The sequence below is a fragment of the Spirochaetota bacterium genome (genome assembly GCA_030154445.1).
Taxonomy (GTDB): Bacteria; Spirochaetota; Brevinematia; order Brevinematales; family Brevinemataceae; genus Brevinema_A.
Genome location: JAGUQW010000006.1, coordinates 118,806 through 135,675 on the forward strand (window position 1 = coordinate 118,806; position 16,870 = coordinate 135,675).

General features: G+C 29.7%; 17 protein-coding genes and 1 tRNA gene. 9 read left to right on the forward strand and 9 right to left on the reverse strand.

Going from position 1 to position 16,870, the window contains the following annotated elements:
- Complete coding sequence (locus tag KFW21_03795; protein ID MDK2818557.1) at nt 1-945, reverse strand: glycosyltransferase family 2 protein; 945 nt, start codon at nt 943-945, stop codon at nt 1-3.
- 161 nt (nt 946-1,106) lie between these two features.
- On the opposite strand from KFW21_03795, the gene KFW21_03800 reads away from it, so the two are divergent.
- From KFW21_03800 to KFW21_03820, 5 genes are all read left to right on the forward strand, one after another.
- The gene (locus tag KFW21_03800; GenBank protein ID MDK2818558.1) at nt 1,107-1,562 is read left to right on the forward strand and encodes a YhcH/YjgK/YiaL family protein; all 456 of its coding nucleotides are present in this window, start codon (nt 1,107-1,109) and stop codon (nt 1,560-1,562) included.
- A 29-nt stretch (nt 1,563-1,591) separates the two neighbouring features.
- A complete protein-coding gene (locus KFW21_03805) occupies nt 1,592-3,127 on the forward strand; it encodes a sodium:solute symporter (GenBank protein ID MDK2818559.1) in 1,536 nt (511 codons plus the stop codon).
- Between the two features lie 134 nt (nt 3,128-3,261).
- Nucleotides 3,262-3,582 carry a hypothetical protein gene (locus KFW21_03810; GenBank protein ID MDK2818560.1) on the forward strand — a complete coding sequence of 107 codons (321 nt, stop codon included), beginning with the start codon at nt 3,262-3,264 and terminating at the stop codon, nt 3,580-3,582.
- A gap of 99 nt (nt 3,583-3,681) precedes the next feature.
- Nucleotides 3,682-3,972 carry a winged helix-turn-helix transcriptional regulator gene (locus KFW21_03815; protein MDK2818561.1) on the forward strand — a complete coding sequence of 97 codons (291 nt, stop codon included), beginning with the start codon at nt 3,682-3,684 and terminating at the stop codon, nt 3,970-3,972.
- Between the two features lie 64 nt (nt 3,973-4,036).
- Nucleotides 4,037-4,927: a permease gene (locus KFW21_03820; GenBank protein ID MDK2818562.1), complete on the forward strand. Its 891-nt coding sequence runs from the start codon at nt 4,037-4,039 to the stop codon at nt 4,925-4,927.
- A 73-nt stretch (nt 4,928-5,000) separates the two neighbouring features.
- Here KFW21_03820 and KFW21_03825 read toward each other — a convergent pair whose 3' ends face one another.
- The 7 genes from KFW21_03825 to KFW21_03855 all read right to left on the reverse strand — a co-directional run bounded on the left by KFW21_03825 (nt 5,001) and on the right by KFW21_03855 (nt 10,462).
- Nucleotides 5,001-5,804, reverse strand: a complete 804-nt coding sequence (locus tag KFW21_03825; protein ID MDK2818563.1) for a DUF547 domain-containing protein — start codon at nt 5,802-5,804, stop codon at nt 5,001-5,003.
- 14 nt (nt 5,805-5,818) lie between these two features.
- A complete protein-coding gene (locus KFW21_03830; protein MDK2818564.1) occupies nt 5,819-6,499 on the reverse strand; it encodes a TVP38/TMEM64 family protein in 681 nt (226 codons plus the stop codon).
- Nucleotides 6,500-6,515: 16 nt separating this feature from the next.
- A complete protein-coding gene (locus tag KFW21_03835) occupies nt 6,516-7,793 on the reverse strand; it encodes a PTS ascorbate transporter subunit IIC (GenBank protein MDK2818565.1) in 1,278 nt (425 codons plus the stop codon).
- Complete coding sequence (locus KFW21_03840) at nt 7,794-8,060, reverse strand: PTS sugar transporter subunit IIB (GenBank protein MDK2818566.1); 267 nt, start codon at nt 8,058-8,060, stop codon at nt 7,794-7,796.
- 14 nt (nt 8,061-8,074) lie between these two features.
- The gene (locus tag KFW21_03845; protein MDK2818567.1) at nt 8,075-9,448 is read right to left on the reverse strand and encodes an NAD(P)/FAD-dependent oxidoreductase; all 1,374 of its coding nucleotides are present in this window, start codon (nt 9,446-9,448) and stop codon (nt 8,075-8,077) included.
- A 10-nt stretch (nt 9,449-9,458) separates the two neighbouring features.
- Complete coding sequence (locus tag KFW21_03850; protein MDK2818568.1) at nt 9,459-10,043, reverse strand: CDP-alcohol phosphatidyltransferase family protein; 585 nt, start codon at nt 10,041-10,043, stop codon at nt 9,459-9,461.
- A gap of 337 nt (nt 10,044-10,380) precedes the next feature.
- A tRNA-Tyr gene (locus tag KFW21_03855) sits at nt 10,381-10,462 on the reverse strand.
- 143 nt (nt 10,463-10,605) lie between these two features.
- On the opposite strand from KFW21_03855, the gene malQ reads away from it, so the two are divergent.
- The 4 genes from malQ to lepB all read left to right on the forward strand — a co-directional run bounded on the left by malQ (nt 10,606) and on the right by lepB (nt 14,655).
- Complete coding sequence (gene malQ / locus KFW21_03860; GenBank protein ID MDK2818569.1) at nt 10,606-12,081, forward strand: 4-alpha-glucanotransferase; 1,476 nt, start codon at nt 10,606-10,608, stop codon at nt 12,079-12,081.
- Nucleotides 12,082-12,173: 92 nt separating this feature from the next.
- Entirely contained in the window at nt 12,174-13,154 is a 981-nt protein-coding gene (locus tag KFW21_03865; protein MDK2818570.1) for a hypothetical protein, read from the forward strand.
- Nucleotides 13,154-13,624 (forward strand): 2-C-methyl-D-erythritol 2,4-cyclodiphosphate synthase, encoded by a 471-nt coding sequence (gene ispF / locus KFW21_03870; GenBank protein MDK2818571.1) that lies wholly within the window; start codon nt 13,154-13,156, stop codon nt 13,622-13,624. The genes KFW21_03865 and ispF overlap by 1 nt, the downstream gene beginning before the upstream one ends.
- A gap of 26 nt (nt 13,625-13,650) precedes the next feature.
- Nucleotides 13,651-14,655 carry a signal peptidase I gene (lepB, locus tag KFW21_03875; protein MDK2818572.1) on the forward strand — a complete coding sequence of 335 codons (1,005 nt, stop codon included), beginning with the start codon at nt 13,651-13,653 and terminating at the stop codon, nt 14,653-14,655.
- Between the two features lie 229 nt (nt 14,656-14,884).
- Here the strand turns inward: lepB and KFW21_03880 are convergent, their stop codons facing one another.
- Nucleotides 14,885-16,846 carry a DNA topoisomerase IV subunit B gene (locus KFW21_03880; GenBank protein ID MDK2818573.1) on the reverse strand — a complete coding sequence of 654 codons (1,962 nt, stop codon included), beginning with the start codon at nt 16,844-16,846 and terminating at the stop codon, nt 14,885-14,887.
- Nucleotides 16,847-16,870 lie beyond the last annotated feature (24 nt).

Sequence of the window (16,870 nt, forward strand, 5' to 3'; positions counted from 1 at the left end):
TCACTCCTTGTCATAATTTAATTTTTCGGAAATAGTGAAAACAGGTCTATCTAAGGATTGTATATAAATACGAATAATATATTCTCCTAGTATACCTATAGAATAGAATAGGAGAGAGGCTAGTGTTAATAATAATAAAGTAATACCACTAAATCCTATGAAATAATTTTGACCAAAAAATAGAGAAATAATCGAGCTAAATAGTAAAAAACCTGTTAATGCACTTATCAAAAAAGTAATCAAAAAGATAAAACGGACTGGAGCAAAACTAAAAGAAAACAATCCATCTAAAGCAAGATTTAAACTTTTGATAAAAGTAAACTTCGATTTCCCATGTTCTCGAATAGGTAATTCTAAAGGAATAGAACACTGTTTGAATCCCATCCAAGCAAATTGCCCTCGAATAAATTTGTGTTTTTCAGGCATATTCAAATAGACATCTATCATTTTTCTATTAATAATACGAAAATCGCTAGTATTAGATGGGATAGAGACTGTTGATAAAAAATTAAAAAAACTATAGAATATTTTTGAGGTATATTTTTTTATAAAAGATATGTTTTTTTTAGAATATTGTTCTACATAGACAGAATCATAACCCTCATGGATACATTTTTCAAGCATTTTTGGAAATAACTCAGGTGGATGTTGTAAGTCTCCATCTATAATAAAAGCGTATTCACCTTTACAAAAAGTAAGACCAGCTGTAGTAGATACTTGCTGACCAAAATTACGCGCAAAATTGATAGGTTTGAAGAGAGGATCTTTTTGGGCAATAGCTTTCATGAGATCCCAAGAAGAATCTACACTACCATCATTAATAAAAATAATTTCGTAATTATATTCTGTGAAACTAACCATAATAGTAGTAATTCGTTGATAGCAAAGTATAATGTTTTCTTCTTCATTATACATTGGGGTTATAATAGAAATAAGTTTTTTCATTATTCCTCCTTATAAAGTAATATAATTGTATATGGATTTAATAAATTTGTCAATCGCGTTTGTAGATTTATTCAGATAACAATTAATTAAAAGAGATACAGAAGTTATTATTGACAAATGATATTTATAAGATATAATATATAAAATATAGGAGGGGAATTATGGTTCAAACATATATAGATGTATTAAATGCTAAAGATTATACAGGAACTGTACAAAAAGCTGTAGAATATCTACTAAAAAATAAAGATCAAATAGAAGCTCAAAAAGTAGGTAAATACGAAGTAGATTCTTCTTTTTTTTATATGGTACAAGAGTATCATTCAAAAAATGATGCTATTTGGGAATCTCATAAAAAATATATAGATATTCAATGGATTCTTGATGGTGAAGAAATTATTGAGATATCTGGTAAAAAGTATATGAAACAATTAGGTGATTACGATGAATCAAAAGATTTATTTATTTTTGAAGGAGAATCTTTGGCTACTTTGTTAATGAAAAAAAATGATTTAACCATATTTTACCCAACAGATATTCACAAACCTGGTCTAAGAACCTCTAAAGGAAATACTTCTGTTAGAAAATGTTTATTCAAAATACTTACCGAAAAATAATTGTTAATAAATAATCAGAGGATATTAATATGGAATGGCATATTTTAAATGTGGTAATTCTTGTCGGGTATTTAGTATTTTTAGTTTGTCTAGGATATTTCTTTTCAACACGCCGATCAAATAGTAATGATTATTTTGTTGGTGGTCAGCGTATTCCAGCATGGGTTGCGGCATGTAGTGTTTATGCAACAGCTCTATCTTCTATCTCTTATGTAGCTATTACTTCTAATGTCTATCGTAATGGCTGGATGTCTGGCGTAGGAGTATTAGGCGTTCTTCCATTAGTATTTTTAGTAGCACATTATTTTGTTCCTTTTATTCGTCGTATTAATTGTGTTACTGCTTATGAATATTTAGAAGCTCGTTTTGATAGACCTATGCGTTTTCTTGCTAGTGCGATCTTTATTTTATTTCATATTATGAGAATAGGGGTAGTTATTTTTATTCCTACTTTAGCATTTATTGAAGTTTTGCCTCAAGTAGATCCTCTAATATTAATTGCAGTTATGGGATTATTATGTGTGATTTACACTACTATTGGCGGATTTGAGGCTGTGGTTTGGTCAGATACTATTCAAACTTTTGTCTTAATAGGAGCTGCACTCTTAGTAATGGGATATGGATTTATCTCAGTACCCGAAGGAGTGAGTGCTATGGGAACGCTAATTACAGATAAAAAAATATTTCCAGCGGAGAATTTCTCTTTTGATCCTAATATTACGACTGTATGGGCCTTGTTTTTAGGTGGATTTTTTGGTTCTATTTATCAGTATATTGGTTCTCAGGATGTAGTTCAAAGATATAGTTCTACCAAAAATATTACAGAAGCAAAAAAAATACTTTATTTACAAGTACCATTATTATTTGTTAGTACTATTATGTTTGTGGGTATGGGATCTTCTATCTATTTATTTTACAAATTTAGCGGAGTTCCAGCACCTGTATTAGCTAATAATAATGCCTTGCTTCCTTATTTTGTGATTCATCAATTACCAATAGGCGTGTCAGGTTTAGTTATTGCAGGTATTTTTGCAGCGGCTCAATCCACAGTATCATCTAGTCTTAACTCGACATCTACTTGTATATTAGTAGATTTTATTGCTCCTTTCAACAAAGATCTTAGCGATAATAATAAAATTATTTATGCTCAATATATTAGTTGGATTATTGGAATAGGAGGAACATTACTAGCCATGATATTTGTCAAACGAGGTCAAAGTGATATATATCTTTTTTTTAATAGTATCTTAGGGTTATTAGGAGGACCTATTACTGGCGTATTTTTATTAGGAATTTTCTCAACAAAAGTTGGTTCAAAAGCTGTTTGGATAGGATTTACTTGTTCTACCGTGGTTGTTCTATATTTAGGAAATCCAGGAGGCTTACTCAATATCATTCCAGGTTATATGAAACCAGAAATTTTCGGCTTTTTATTTGCTCCTATTGTTATTGCTGCTTGTATGATCCCAGGGTATATCGCTGCATTATTTATAGCTGCTCCTAGTGTAGCAAAGATTAATGGACTAACTTACAAATCGTTAATGAATCAGTCTGATATAAAATAATCAAAAAAAAGATCATATGCGTAATGTTATTTTTTTAGTATACTTTGTGAATCATATCTTGTTATTTATTATCTTAATAAATTATCGCTTTTTATGATTTCATAGTACAATAAAATTCTTGAATGGAGAAATAAATGATAGCAAAATTATTAGAAATTTTTATTGTACTTGCTTTGGCATTTTTGTATATTACTTATTATTTTCAACTATACAAAGGTACAAAAGTATCGAGATTGTTTTTGATTTGTGAGATCGGGTATAGAGCTATTAGTTCTATTTTTGTTGTTATGGATGATAGATTAACTTCTTATTGGGATTTAATACATTATATTCCTTTATTGTGTAGTATTATTCTGTATTTTACTAAAGGGTTAGTAGCTAAAATAATATTTGGAATCTTAAGTAGTCTCATTTGTATTATAGTAGTTAATCATATATATATGATCTTTTTTTAACTTAATAAAATTAAGAACAAGTACTTATTGACATTTTATTAATTATCATCTATTATATGAATATATGATCATGTGTTTATATGTTTGGGGGGTAGAAAAATGATAGAAATTATAAAATGTCTAAGTGATTATAATCGTCTAAAGATATTAAAAATATTATTTCATAAAAAAGAACTTTGTGCTTGTGAATTGATTGAAAACTTACAAATAACACAATCTAATTTATCAAAACATATGTCTAAAATTATAGGAGCATCTTTAGTGCATACTCGTAAAGAAGGCAAATGGAGTTTCTATTCTTTAAATCAGAACACACTCACTAAATATACCTTTATAGCTATTCTTCTTTCAGAAATTGATTTGGTAGCAGAAGATGTGTGTGTTGGTTAGATAGAACTATCTTTTGTGTTGATGAGTTTGAAAATGATTATACAATAATATTTAGGAGATCAGAATGAATACGGTACAAATTTTTCAAAAATTCATGACTATTGTAGTAGAAATTAGTGTACTTTTTTTGATTATTAATTTTTTAGTATCTTTGATACAGCAATATTTACCAGAGGAAAAAATTCAAAAAATTCTTGGAACTCGTCAAGGAAAAGGATATTTCTTTGCAGCTTTATTAGGAAGTATTACTCCTTTTTGTACTTGTTCAACGATCCCAATGCTTAAAGGACTTCTCAAAGCTAAAGCTGGATTTGGTGCGACAATGGTTTTTTTGTTTGTATCACCTCTTTTAAATCCTATCATTATCACATTATTTGTTACGATCTTAGGATTAAATATCACTATTTTTTATATTTGTATTGCCTTATTTTTTGGTATTGGATCAGGAATTTTGTTGGAACAATTAGGATTCAATCGATATATTATTAGTCAAAATACCCCGAAACCTTGTTGTTGCAGTAGTACTAAAGAATCTAAACTAACTTCTACTCGTTTGAGTAGTGCGTGGCAAAGTTCTCTAAATGATTTTAAAAATATTATCCCTCATTTACTTATTAGTGCTGGGGCAGGAGCTATAATTTATGGTTATGTTCCAGATAATATCTTAGCTGAATATATAGGTGATAAGAATCCTTTTGCTATTCCTGTAGCAACAGTGATAGGAATACCTTTATATGTCAGAGCTTCAGTTTTATTACCTTTAGTGCCTATTTTAACGAGTAAAGGGGTATCCATGGGAGCAATGTTAGCTTTAATAATCGGAGGATCTGGAGCAAGTTTGCCTGAAGTAATTTTGTTAAAATCTTTATTCAAAACACCATTAATTATTGCTTTTTTATTTGTAATATTAAGCATGGCTTTAGCTGCTGGATATTTGATTCCTATTATTTTATGATTATCTATTCTTTAATGATTTAACAAAAAAAAAGCTAGAAATAAAATTTCTAGCTTTTTTTAATTTAGTTTAATTATTGGTCTATTTCGTTAAGATTCCAATTATAAGTATAAGAGATAGTTTTGTAATTATTTAATTTGGCTTTTGTTTGATCATTAGCATATTTTGTAATATAAGTCAAAATAGCTTTTGTGTTGGAGCCAAAGTCAATGCTATACCAATCAAATAAAGAAGTTAATACTAATTTATCTTTTTCTAAACTAACAGCTCTAAAATTATTTATAAAATCTACTGTGGCTTGTTCAGCAACAGCTTCATAAGTATCTCGGGTGATGGCTTTTTGTAACAAATTAGGACAAGCTATACTAGCACAATTCACTAAAAAGTGAACACGGCTATCTTTCCAAATAGGTCTTAAAATGGTATGCTCTATATCGTTCAAACTTACAGCTTTACCTTCTATGGTTAAGAGTTTTTTATCCCAAGGCCCAGTTTTGAAAACGCCTCCGTAAGCTTCTTTAATAGAAGTTAGCGGGTAATTATCTAAAATGACTTGAATAGTTAAAGCATTGTAGAGATTAATCCAGTATGCTTGTTGTTCTGCTTTAGAGTAGGTAAAAATAGGTGTTTTTTCTAATGTATTAATATAAGTATTTAAAGATGCTTTATCTTGAGATGTTACACCGCGATAATTCACAAGGGTAATATCATTGATATTACTTACATAGCTTGTTAGAAATTTATCAAATTCAGTATGCTTGATACGAGCCGAGTTGGTATCATTAGATTTATCCCAAAATTTGTTATATACTGATTTTGGTGCTGAAAATAAAGTAGAATAGGAAAATAGTGTTACTAAAATTATTAAATATCTCATATAAATATCCTTTGTTATAATTTTTCTTGAGAATTACTATCTTTTGCTTTTAACCATTGTGGGATAAAGCTCAATCCAACAAAACAAACAGCTCCAATACCGAGATAGATAAGATTTTTAGTAGAAAATTCTCCTGATAATACAGCCCCTGCAGACATAGTATAAGCTGCTGTTCCTGGAATAATAAAGAGTGTTGATAATATCCAATAAGTTAGAAACTTGATATCAGTTAATCCATAGATATAATTAGACAAACTAAAAGGAAATACTGGCATCAATCTAGTTATTACAAGAATACGCCAACCTTGTTCTTTGACACCTTTGTCTATTTTGATAAAAGCGTCTGATTTACCAAATTTTTCAAGCATAAGATCTCTTAAGGTATAACGACTTATTAAAAAAGAAATAGCTAGTCCAGCAGAAGCAGAAATAACAGTATAAAAAGTCCCTAATAATGGCCCGAATACGACACCACCCAAAATAGTAAGTGGAGACCCTGGAAGGAAAAATATACACACAATAATGTATGCAAAGAAATAAATAATAAAGGCTATCCAACCTAAGGATAAAAATTGTTCTTTGAGTTTTGGAATATTTTCTAAACTTAATTGAGATGCAACTCCTGTTTTTGTAAGAACAAATATTCCAAGACCAAAGAGTATTAAAAAAATAATTATATTTTGATATTTTTTCATCGATTGTTCCTTATTTTTATTTGAATAGTGAGAATATAGGATAAGCTAGTAGTAGCCATAAGGAGAAATCATTTCCTCCATAGACTTGAATAAATGTTCCTGTAGTAGATGCAATAAGTGTTAATGAAATAGCACAGAAGACCATCAGTACTATACCGCCTAATGCTGAGCTTAAAATGACTGCAATTATACCACCTCGTTGGTTAGCAAAAATAGCCCCAGGAGCTACATCAAAATAACAAGCAATAATCAATGGGATAATAGCATAAGGGAGCATACTGCTCATTCCTAAGACAACAATAGTGATAAGACTAAAGACAACAGCAGTTAAAAATCCTATGACTAAAGAATTCATTCCATAAGAAAAAATCATAGGAACATCTAGGGCAGGTTTTGATTCTGGTGCTAAGATATCACTAATTCCTTTGAAAGAAGGAATTATTTCTGCTAACATCATTCGTGAACCAAGTAATAATACCGCAGTACCAGCACTAAAATTTACCCCTTGAAGAAGGCTATAGATAAAAATATCTTTAGTGTTGAAAATTTCTGAGACGACAGTACCTTGTGTTACTAAGTCAATAATACAAATAATTAAATAGGTAACAAACATAACCAAACCAGCTGCCAAATTAGTATCTGTAAAAAACATCAAATATTTTGGTAAAGTAATATTTTCAGCAGATTTTTTGGAATCACCAAAAATAGATCCTATAAAAATTCCTAAAAAACAAAATATAGAAGTTGTATGCCCTATTGTAAAATCATCACTACCTGTCAATTCTTTGACATAAGGTGCTAACAAATTAGAAGGAATAACAAGATATAAGGTAGTAAAGATTACTGCCAAAATTATTGTGAGAGATCTTGTTATCCCCATTTCAGTACCTAGAGCAACAAATAACATAGCAAACCAAAAAATTAAATTAGCTGTAAGAAAGATAGCTTTGAAAGATGTGAATCGTGCAATAATAACATTGAGAAAAAAGGAAGAAATCATTACAATACCAATATCTATACTATTGTTTTGAATGAAAATACTAAAATCCCCAAGAGTACTTGTATTTGTAGGACTAAACATCAAATTAATAGCATTACTTATAGGAGTAATTGCTTGAATTAAAATGTCTACCCCTTTAAATAAAATTATAATACCTATAATGGTTTTTAATGTTCCTTTTACAATATCAGAAAAACTTTTTTTTTGTAAGATTAATCCAAGCATAGAAAAAAATCCAAGAAAGAGAGCCGGTTGACGAAAAACACTAACTATATAAGATAATACAATATTCATTTATAACACTTCTTGAAGTTTTGTAATAATTTCATCAATATTTAAAAAAGATTCAATGACAATCACAGGCTTATTAACTTCTAATATTAATTCTTGGGCGATAGCTTTTGAAGTTAGATATATATCCGCTACCAAACTTTTGGCACTAGTTTGATCCGTACATTGCACTTCGCCTTCTATATTCATTTGTTTGAGAGCTTTTTCTGTGGACATTTTGAGAATGATACTAGTTCCAATCCCAAAATTACAGACAGTTACAATCTTAATCATATACCCTTCTTTTATTTTCTAAATAATTTTACAATAGGATTTGACAACAAATCATCTATCATTGCTTTTTTAGCAATTTTTCTTAAGAAATCACCGTAGCTTGGATACGCTTGAGTAACTGTTGCAAATTTTCTAAAAGGTGTTTTGGATGCGTAGAGCCATTGTAAAAGATTTGCTATTTCTCCAGCTTTGGAACACAAGACTGTTGCTCCGACGATTAATCCTTTGTGAGTAATTATTTTGATATAAAATTGTTCTTCTAAAGAAATAACAGCTCTTTCACTATCCGCTTGAAATGATTCATATATTTTGATATTATCACCAAATTGTTCTCTAGCTTCTTTTTCTAACAAACCGACTTTTGCATATTCAGGATCTGTAAATACTACATAAGGAATAAACTCTGTTTTTGGATATTTTGCAGGTAAAAAAGGAAGTATTAAATTTCTAATAAATAATTCTCCTTGTTTACCTGCTACATGTGAAAAACGAAAAGGTCCTACACAATCACCTAAGGCATATATATGAGCTTGAGAAGTACGAAGATAATCATCAACAATAATCCCAAATTTGGTGTATGCAACACCGATTTTTTCTAAATTGAGTTCTCTAATATTAGGAACTCGCCCTGAGGCGATAAATATTTTTTCTGTAGAAATAGTTTGTTTTTGATTGTTTACTAGAAAATGTACAGTAGATTCTATATTGTTAGAAATGATTTCTTCAATAGTGACATCAGTAATAAGATCAATATTATATTTTTTGAGAGTTTCTTTGATAGAAGTACGAATAAATTCTTCAGCGATAGCTAAGATATCCGTAGCTTTTTCCAAAATAGAAACCTTGACGCCAAGACGAGCTAGAGGAATAGCCAATTCCATAGTAATAACACCTGCACCAACAAATACAATAGATTTCGGTAAGGAGTTTTGTTTGAAAAAATTATCATTACTAAGCATATTAGATTCATTGAGTCCTTTAATCTCAGGAATAAAAGGACTAGTACCTGTGGTGATAACAATTTTCTTTCCTGTGAATAATTGATCATTTACTTTGATATGATGTGAATCTTGAAATTGAGCTTCACCCAAAACAACATCAATACCATAGGATTCTAGTAATTCAGGAGTTTCATGAGTATATATTTTATCAGAGATATCTCTAACTTTTTGAAAAATATCATCTTTATTTGTTAAATTATCCTTACTATACTGGATAAAAGCTTTTGACGGAACACATCCACTCCAAGTACATTCTCCACCTATCTTGCGGCGTTCGATAAGTAATATTTTTTTGTTTAATTTAATAGCACCAATTGCACAAGTTAATCCACCTGCACCACCACCAATAACAATGATATCATATTTTTTCACTTCTATTGGCATATAATAATCCTTAATCTAAGTATTTTATTGTTAATATAAAGCGTTGAACGCCTGTTGCAAAAATTAATAATGATCCGATTGTCCCAATAATTATAATCCACTGAGGAAAAACAATTAATAAAAGAAATAAAATAAACGCTTCTGTTCTTTCCATAAGACCAGGGGCATAGAAAAATGATTTGTAGCTTTCTTTTTGAATAATAATACCTACAACTAAAAAAACAGATATACAAATAACGATAGATGCTAATAAGAGCATCATCACAGGCATTCCGTTTGGATAAGTAAAACCTAGTGCGAGAACAATAGAAACTTCGACAAGTCTATCAAAAGTAATATCCATTAATGTTCCCAAAGAAGATCCACCACCCTGTGCTCGTGCCAATAGCCCGTCTAAAATATCACAATATCCTGATAATAATAGTAATATTATAGCTAAGGTATTATTATTATTGAGAATAGCAAAAGCCACTCCTAATCCTAAACACAATCCTAAGATAGTAATTTGATTAGCGGTAACACCTATACTTGTTAATAATTTTACTTTATTTTTTAAAATATTTTTAATATGATGTTGTAAATGGCTATCTATCATATAACTCTCCTCAAAAAATATATGAAAATATTAAAAGATAAAATTTATCATATAATCTATAATAAACGATATTTAAAATAAATTCAATAGTATTATCTTTTTATATAACTCTTGTTTTAGTAAAATATGTATCAAAGAAGAATCAAGAGTAAAAATATATACTGTGTTTAGAATGTTTTAAATTGTTTCTAATTTAAGATAAGAATAAAAAATTGTATATTAAAAAAAAACCTAGCGTAAGCTAGGTTTTTTTAGTATCAGTATTATTAAACAAAAAAGATATTAATATTTAAAAAAAATGAACCCACAGCATTACTGCCATGGATTCTGGGAAAATTGCAGGGAGAAGGATTCGAACCTTCGAAGGCGAAGCCGGCAGATTTACAGTCTGCTCCCTTTGGCCGCTCGGGCACCCCTGCTTATTGAAATATATTATATCATTTTTAATACAAGTTGTCAATCCTTTTTAATTTATTTTGTTAAAACATTTGTTTTAATTTAATTTAATTAGTAACTATAAAAATAGTTGAAATTATAATTAAAACTTTAAATGGAGGATGATATGTTTGTGGACAAAAGATCTTCGGGGATTTTATGTCCTATTTTTTCCTTATCTAATATGGAAGGTATTGGAACTATGGGTAAAGGTGCTTATGATTTTGTTGATTTGCTTGTAGAAACAAAACAAACTTACTGGCAAGTATTACCAATAGGAATTACTTCTTATGGAAACTCCCCTTATCAAAGCTTTTCTTCTTTTGCTGGAAATCCTTTTTTTATTGATTTAGAATTATTAAAACAAGAATCTTTGTTAGATCAAGAAGATATTGATATTGATTGGGGAGATCCACAATATATTAATTATAACAATATCGAAAATTGTAAATATAAGATATTAAAAAAAGCGTTTCGAAATTCTTTATTTACAAAAGAACAGGAAGAAGAAGCCTATATACAATTTCCATGGTTACAAGATTTTGGTATTTTTATGTCTTTGAAAGCAACTTATCAAGGTCAATCAAGAAGAGATTGGGATAATAATTCAATAAAATCAATGCTATTAGAAGATTCCAGTGAGTATCTTAATGAAGAAGGAAGATTTCATGTTTTTTTACAAATAAAATTTTATCAACAATGGTTTGACTTAAAAAAATATGCTAATGCTCATAATATATTAATTATTGGGGATTTACCTATTTTTGTATCCGGTGATTCTGTTGATATTTGGGTGAATCCGGAATATTTTCTTTTAGATGATCAAGGACATGAGATATCAGTAGCAGGTGTTCCACCAGATTATTTTAGTGAAACGGGTCAATTATGGGGTAATCCTCTCTATGATTGGGAAACAATTAAAAAGGATGATTTCAGTTGGTGGATTACTAGAATAGTCAGATCATTAGAATTATTTGATGTTTTAAGAATTGACCATTTTAGAGCTTTTGAATCTTACTGGGCGATTCCTCAAGGTGAAAAAACCGCTATTAATGGAGAATGGATCAAAGCACCAGGGAAAGAATTGTTTGATTTATTAAAAGAACAGATGGGTGAATTACCTATTATTGCAGAAGATTTAGGTATTATAACACCAGCTGTAGAAGAGTTGATGAGTCATACAAATTTTCCAGGTATGAGTGTTTTACACTTTGCTTTTGATGACCATAGTGATAATCCCTACAAACCTGAAAACATCACAGAGAACAAAGTAGTTTACACAGGGACTCATGATAACAATACTACACTAGGTTGGTCTTTGGATATAAACAATCAAAATGACGTACAAAATGTATCAAAACGATTTACATATGATGCTATATCCTCAGATACTTTTGTGAAAAATTTTATAGAGATGGCGTGGAGTACAAAAGCTAATACGGCTATTGTTCCTATACAAGATTTATTATTATTGGGAGAGGAAGCTCGTATTAATACTCCTTCTACAATCGGTAATAATTGGAACTGGAGAATGAAAACATTACCTGATAGCTCTACTAAAAAATGGTTACATGATATTACTATAAAATATAATAGAATTTAATACAATATATCGTATTAAAAATGATTGTTTTTATATAAAATTTATGATAGAATATAAACACATATATATATATATTTTATAAGGAGGATGTTATGAACAAAATTTGGCATAGACATCGCTTTGCAATGTTTGTTTTTATATTAGCTGGTACTGTTGATTATATTTATGGTATTCAGAGTCCTTGGGTTATCGTGGCTTCATTAATTACTATTTTTTCTACATTATTAATGGAGCATATTTTTTACGAAAAAAGAGGCGTTTATATTTTTGCCCAAATAGGATTCATAACAGGATTTTTCTCAGGGCAGCTTGCTTGGCGTTTCATTCAAATGGTTTATCCTCATGAATTACCTATAAACTTGGAACCGTATTTGATAGCTTGTTTTGGGTATTTAGGGTATTATATGCCATTGATGTCTGTACAACAGCCTGGAGGGATTCTTCAAGGTCCTTATAACGAAAGCTCAGCAACACAATCACCGTTAGATATTAAGTTGTTAGATACTAGTGTTATTATTGATGGTAGAATTAATGATATTGTTGCTACTGGATTTATCTATGGAACATTAGTAGTCCCTAAATTTGTTTTGAACGAAATACAAGCACTTGCAGATTCTCAAGATTCTATTAAGCGTAGTAGAGCTAGAAGGGGCTTAGATGTACTGAATCAATTACGAGAACAAAAAAATATTATATTAAAAGTGATTTCACGCGATTATCCTGATATAAAGGGAGTAGATTCAAAATTAATCATACTAGCAAAAGAAAAATCTTATGCTATTTTTACTAATGATTATAATCTAAACAAAGTAGCTAATATTGAAGGAGTTACTGTGTTAAATCTTAATGATTTAATTACTGCTTTGATACCAGTTCTGTTACCTGGTGAAGAATTTGAATTAGATGTACTTCGTGAAGGTAAAGAAAACAATCAAGGGGTAGGGTACTTAGCTGATGGTACTATGGTTGTTGTTGCCAATGGTGGTAATTTAGTGGGACGAAAAATCACAGCTCGTGTGACTAGTACTTTACAAACTTCTGCTGGAAGAATTATTTTTACCGATTCGATTTAATGTACAGAGTTGCTTTAGGGTATGATCTTCATCGTTTAAAGAGAGCCGAAAAATCATCTGTAATATGTGGTGGGATAAAAATCCCTTGTGAATTCATAATAGATGGGGCACATTCTGATGGAGATGTGGTTTTTCACGCATTAACAGATGCGTTGTTTAGCGTTATTGGTAAAGATATAGGGGTTGAATTTCCTAATACTGAACCTGAAAATCTTAATCGATCTAGTAATGAATTTTTGTACTATGCTTTTCAAAGTATAATAGATAGTTATCGTATTGTTAATATAGATATTGTTGTTATTTGTGATAAACCCAAAATATCTTCATATGCTTTAGCAATTAGACAAAATATAGCGAAATATGTACAAATGGATATAGAAAATATAACTATCCGTGGAAAAACAACAGAACAAACAAATTTATTAACAATACAAGCTTATGCTAATGTTTTGTTTCAAAAAATAAAATAAAATAAAATAAATTTAAGTGAGAAGATATGTTTAATAAAAAACCTCAGAAAAAAAATAAAAAACCAGAAACATTTTTAGATCAAGTTAAATTATTTTTTTCTACTTATCTATTGGCTTTAGTTATAAGAACTTTTCTTATAGAGGCATCTCAAATACCTTCTCAGTCCATGGTTCCTAGCTTATTAGTTGGGGATACTCTTATGGTAGAAAAAATAAGTTTAGGTACTTATATTCCTGTTTTAAATAAAAAAATACCTAGTTTTTCACAAGCTAATGTAAATAATATGGTAGTTTTTGTTTCTCCTGAATGGAAAAGTCCAGGATTTTTTGATGAGCTTATTACCTTTTTGTCCTTATCTATTATTAATAAAGATAATACTTTTCAAAATCCTAAAATTTTGGTAAAGAGACTAGTTGCTGGTCCTGGTGATGTTTTAGCGATGACTAACAAACAATTATACTTCAATGAACAGCTACTTAGTGGATCTGAATTCACTACTCAAAATCAAATTGTTTACAGTAGTGGTAAGCGTCAAGGTCGTATGAATTATAATCTCTTTGAAGAAAAAACAAAGTCTTTTGATAGAATAGTACAACATGTTTCGAATTCTTTTGATTCAGAAAATAACTCTATGGAATTTTATGAAGATAATAATTTTGAATTATTACTAAGATCTCTTTTAGTACAAGGATTTCCACCTATTATTATACCTCAAAAAAATAAAGAAATAATTATTAATAATCTAAATAATTATGAAAAATATCTCTTAAGAATGCTGATTCAAAGAGAATCAGGTGTTGCTACTATTTTACAAGATGGTAAATTATCTCAGCATACCAAAGAGCTAACAGCATGGATTCCTAAAGATGATTATTATTTTATGATGGGTGATAATAGAGATTTTAGTGAAGATAGTCGTTATTTTGGTTATGTTCCAAAACAGCGTATTTATGGACGAGTATTATTTAGATATTGGCCTTTACCTCGCTTTACTATAGATGTGAATCTAAAAGAAAAGTATATCAAGTAGTAATATAAAATTAATTTTTATAATTTTTAAAAAATATACCACTCCTATTATAATAGAATTGAAACTCTATAGAGCAATATTTGATTTAGTATATATATATATATTTATCATAGTTATATCCAAAGACAGGATAATAATATTTCAGTTTAACAAAAAAGGTAGATAAGTAAAAATATATTCAAAAAGCCACCTAATATTATTAGGTGGCTTTTTATTTGTTATTAAAGAATTATCCAATATCATCAATATTAGTAACGAAATCTGCATTAGAAAGAATAAATTCTTTTTTTTCTATAGGATTTCCACTTTCACTCATCAAAAGTTCAATTTTAGCTTTGGTAAGAAGTTCATCTTGAATTTGTACTCTGCGAAGCTTTCTTACACTAGGATCCATTGTTGTATCCCAAAGTTGATCTGCATCCATTTCTCCAAGACCTTTGTAGCGTTGGATATCATATTTTTTATTTGCAAAACGATCACTTTTGACATATTCATCTTTTTCTCCATCTGAAAAGGCATAAACAAAGTCTTTACCAGCAGATATTTTATAAAGAGGAGGTTGTGCAATGTAGAGATAGCCTTCTTGAATTAATGCCGGTATAAAACGATAAAAGAATGTTAACAAAAGAATTTGAATATGTGAACCGTCTACATCAGCATCCGTCATAATAATAACCTTATGATATCTTAATTTTTCTAAATACTCATCACTTTGTCTTAAGACAGGATTGACCCCTAATGCTGCAAAGATCATACGAATAATTTCATTTTTTAGGGCATCTTGTTTTTTTGCAACATTGAGAATTTTACCACGAACTGGTAAAATTGCTTGAATTTCACGATTTCTCCCTTGTTTGGCAGAACCACCAGCAGAATCTCCCTCAACAATAAAAAGTTCTTTTTTTGCAGGATCTTTACTAGTACAATCAGCAAGTTTTCCAGCCAACATTGTTAGTGCTTCTTTTCTTTTTAGTTTTCCAGATCTAGAATTCTCTAAAGTGCGTTGAGCAGATTCAATAGCTTCCATTTCACGAACAGTTTTTTCCAAAATTAAGGTTGTAATATCTTTATTTTTTTCAAAAAAGTTTGCTAAAGCATTTTCAGTTAATGATCTAATAGTAGCATTTGTTTTTGTTGGTTCGGTAAGTTTGTCTTTTGTCTGCCCTTTGAATTCTGCATTAGGAATACGGGTATTAATGATACAAGTTAATCCGATTGACAAACTTCTTTTAGTAATTAATGTTCCTTTTTTATCCATTTTGAGACGTTCTGCAAATGATTTCATTAGTTTTTCGTAAGCAGCCCAAAAACCATCAACATGAAGTCCATGACTTTTGGTATGAATAGTATTTACATAGCTTAATAATAAGGGGTCATCATTGGATGTTCTATATTGAAAAACGATGTCCATGATAACACCTTGATGCTCACCAGTGATTCTAATAGGGTCTTCAAATAATACAGGAATATCTTTGTTTATGTCATCTTTTAAAAATTCTAAAGCACCAAATTCATAAAAAAATTCATGTCTAGATATTTCTTCAACAGCATCTTCTGTTCTATGTAGTTGATTTTCAAAAATAACTCTCAAACCAGGATTTAGAAAAGCACTTTGTTTTAATCGAGCAATAAGTATGTCTGGATTATAATGATCAACATCATGAAAAATCGTAGAATCTAATCTAAATCGAATAGTAGTCCCTTGTTTAGTAGTTTGACCTACTTCATGAAGATCAACGGTTTTTACACCTTTTTCATAACGAATTCTATAGATTTTTTTATTTTTATAAACATCTACTTCCATAAATTCAGAAAGAGCATTTACAACAGAGAGTCCGACTCCATGTAATCCACCAGAAACTTGATAAGAATCGCTATCAAATTTACCACCAGCATGCAATTTGGTCATTACGAGTTCAATAGCGAGAATCCCTTCACCAACATGCATGTCTATAGGAATACCTCTACCATCATCGCTGACTTCTAAAATACTTTCAGGGTATAATGTTACAGTAATATTTTGAGCATGATCAGCAAGGTGTTCATCAACAGAGTTGTCTATAATTTCATATGCACAATGGTGATAGCCTTCAATACTACGATCTCCAATATACATATCTGGACGCATTCTGACATTGTCAGGGAAATCTAGTGCAATAATTGAAGCTGCGGAATATGTGTTTTGACTCATATTATATCCTCTTTATGTATAATT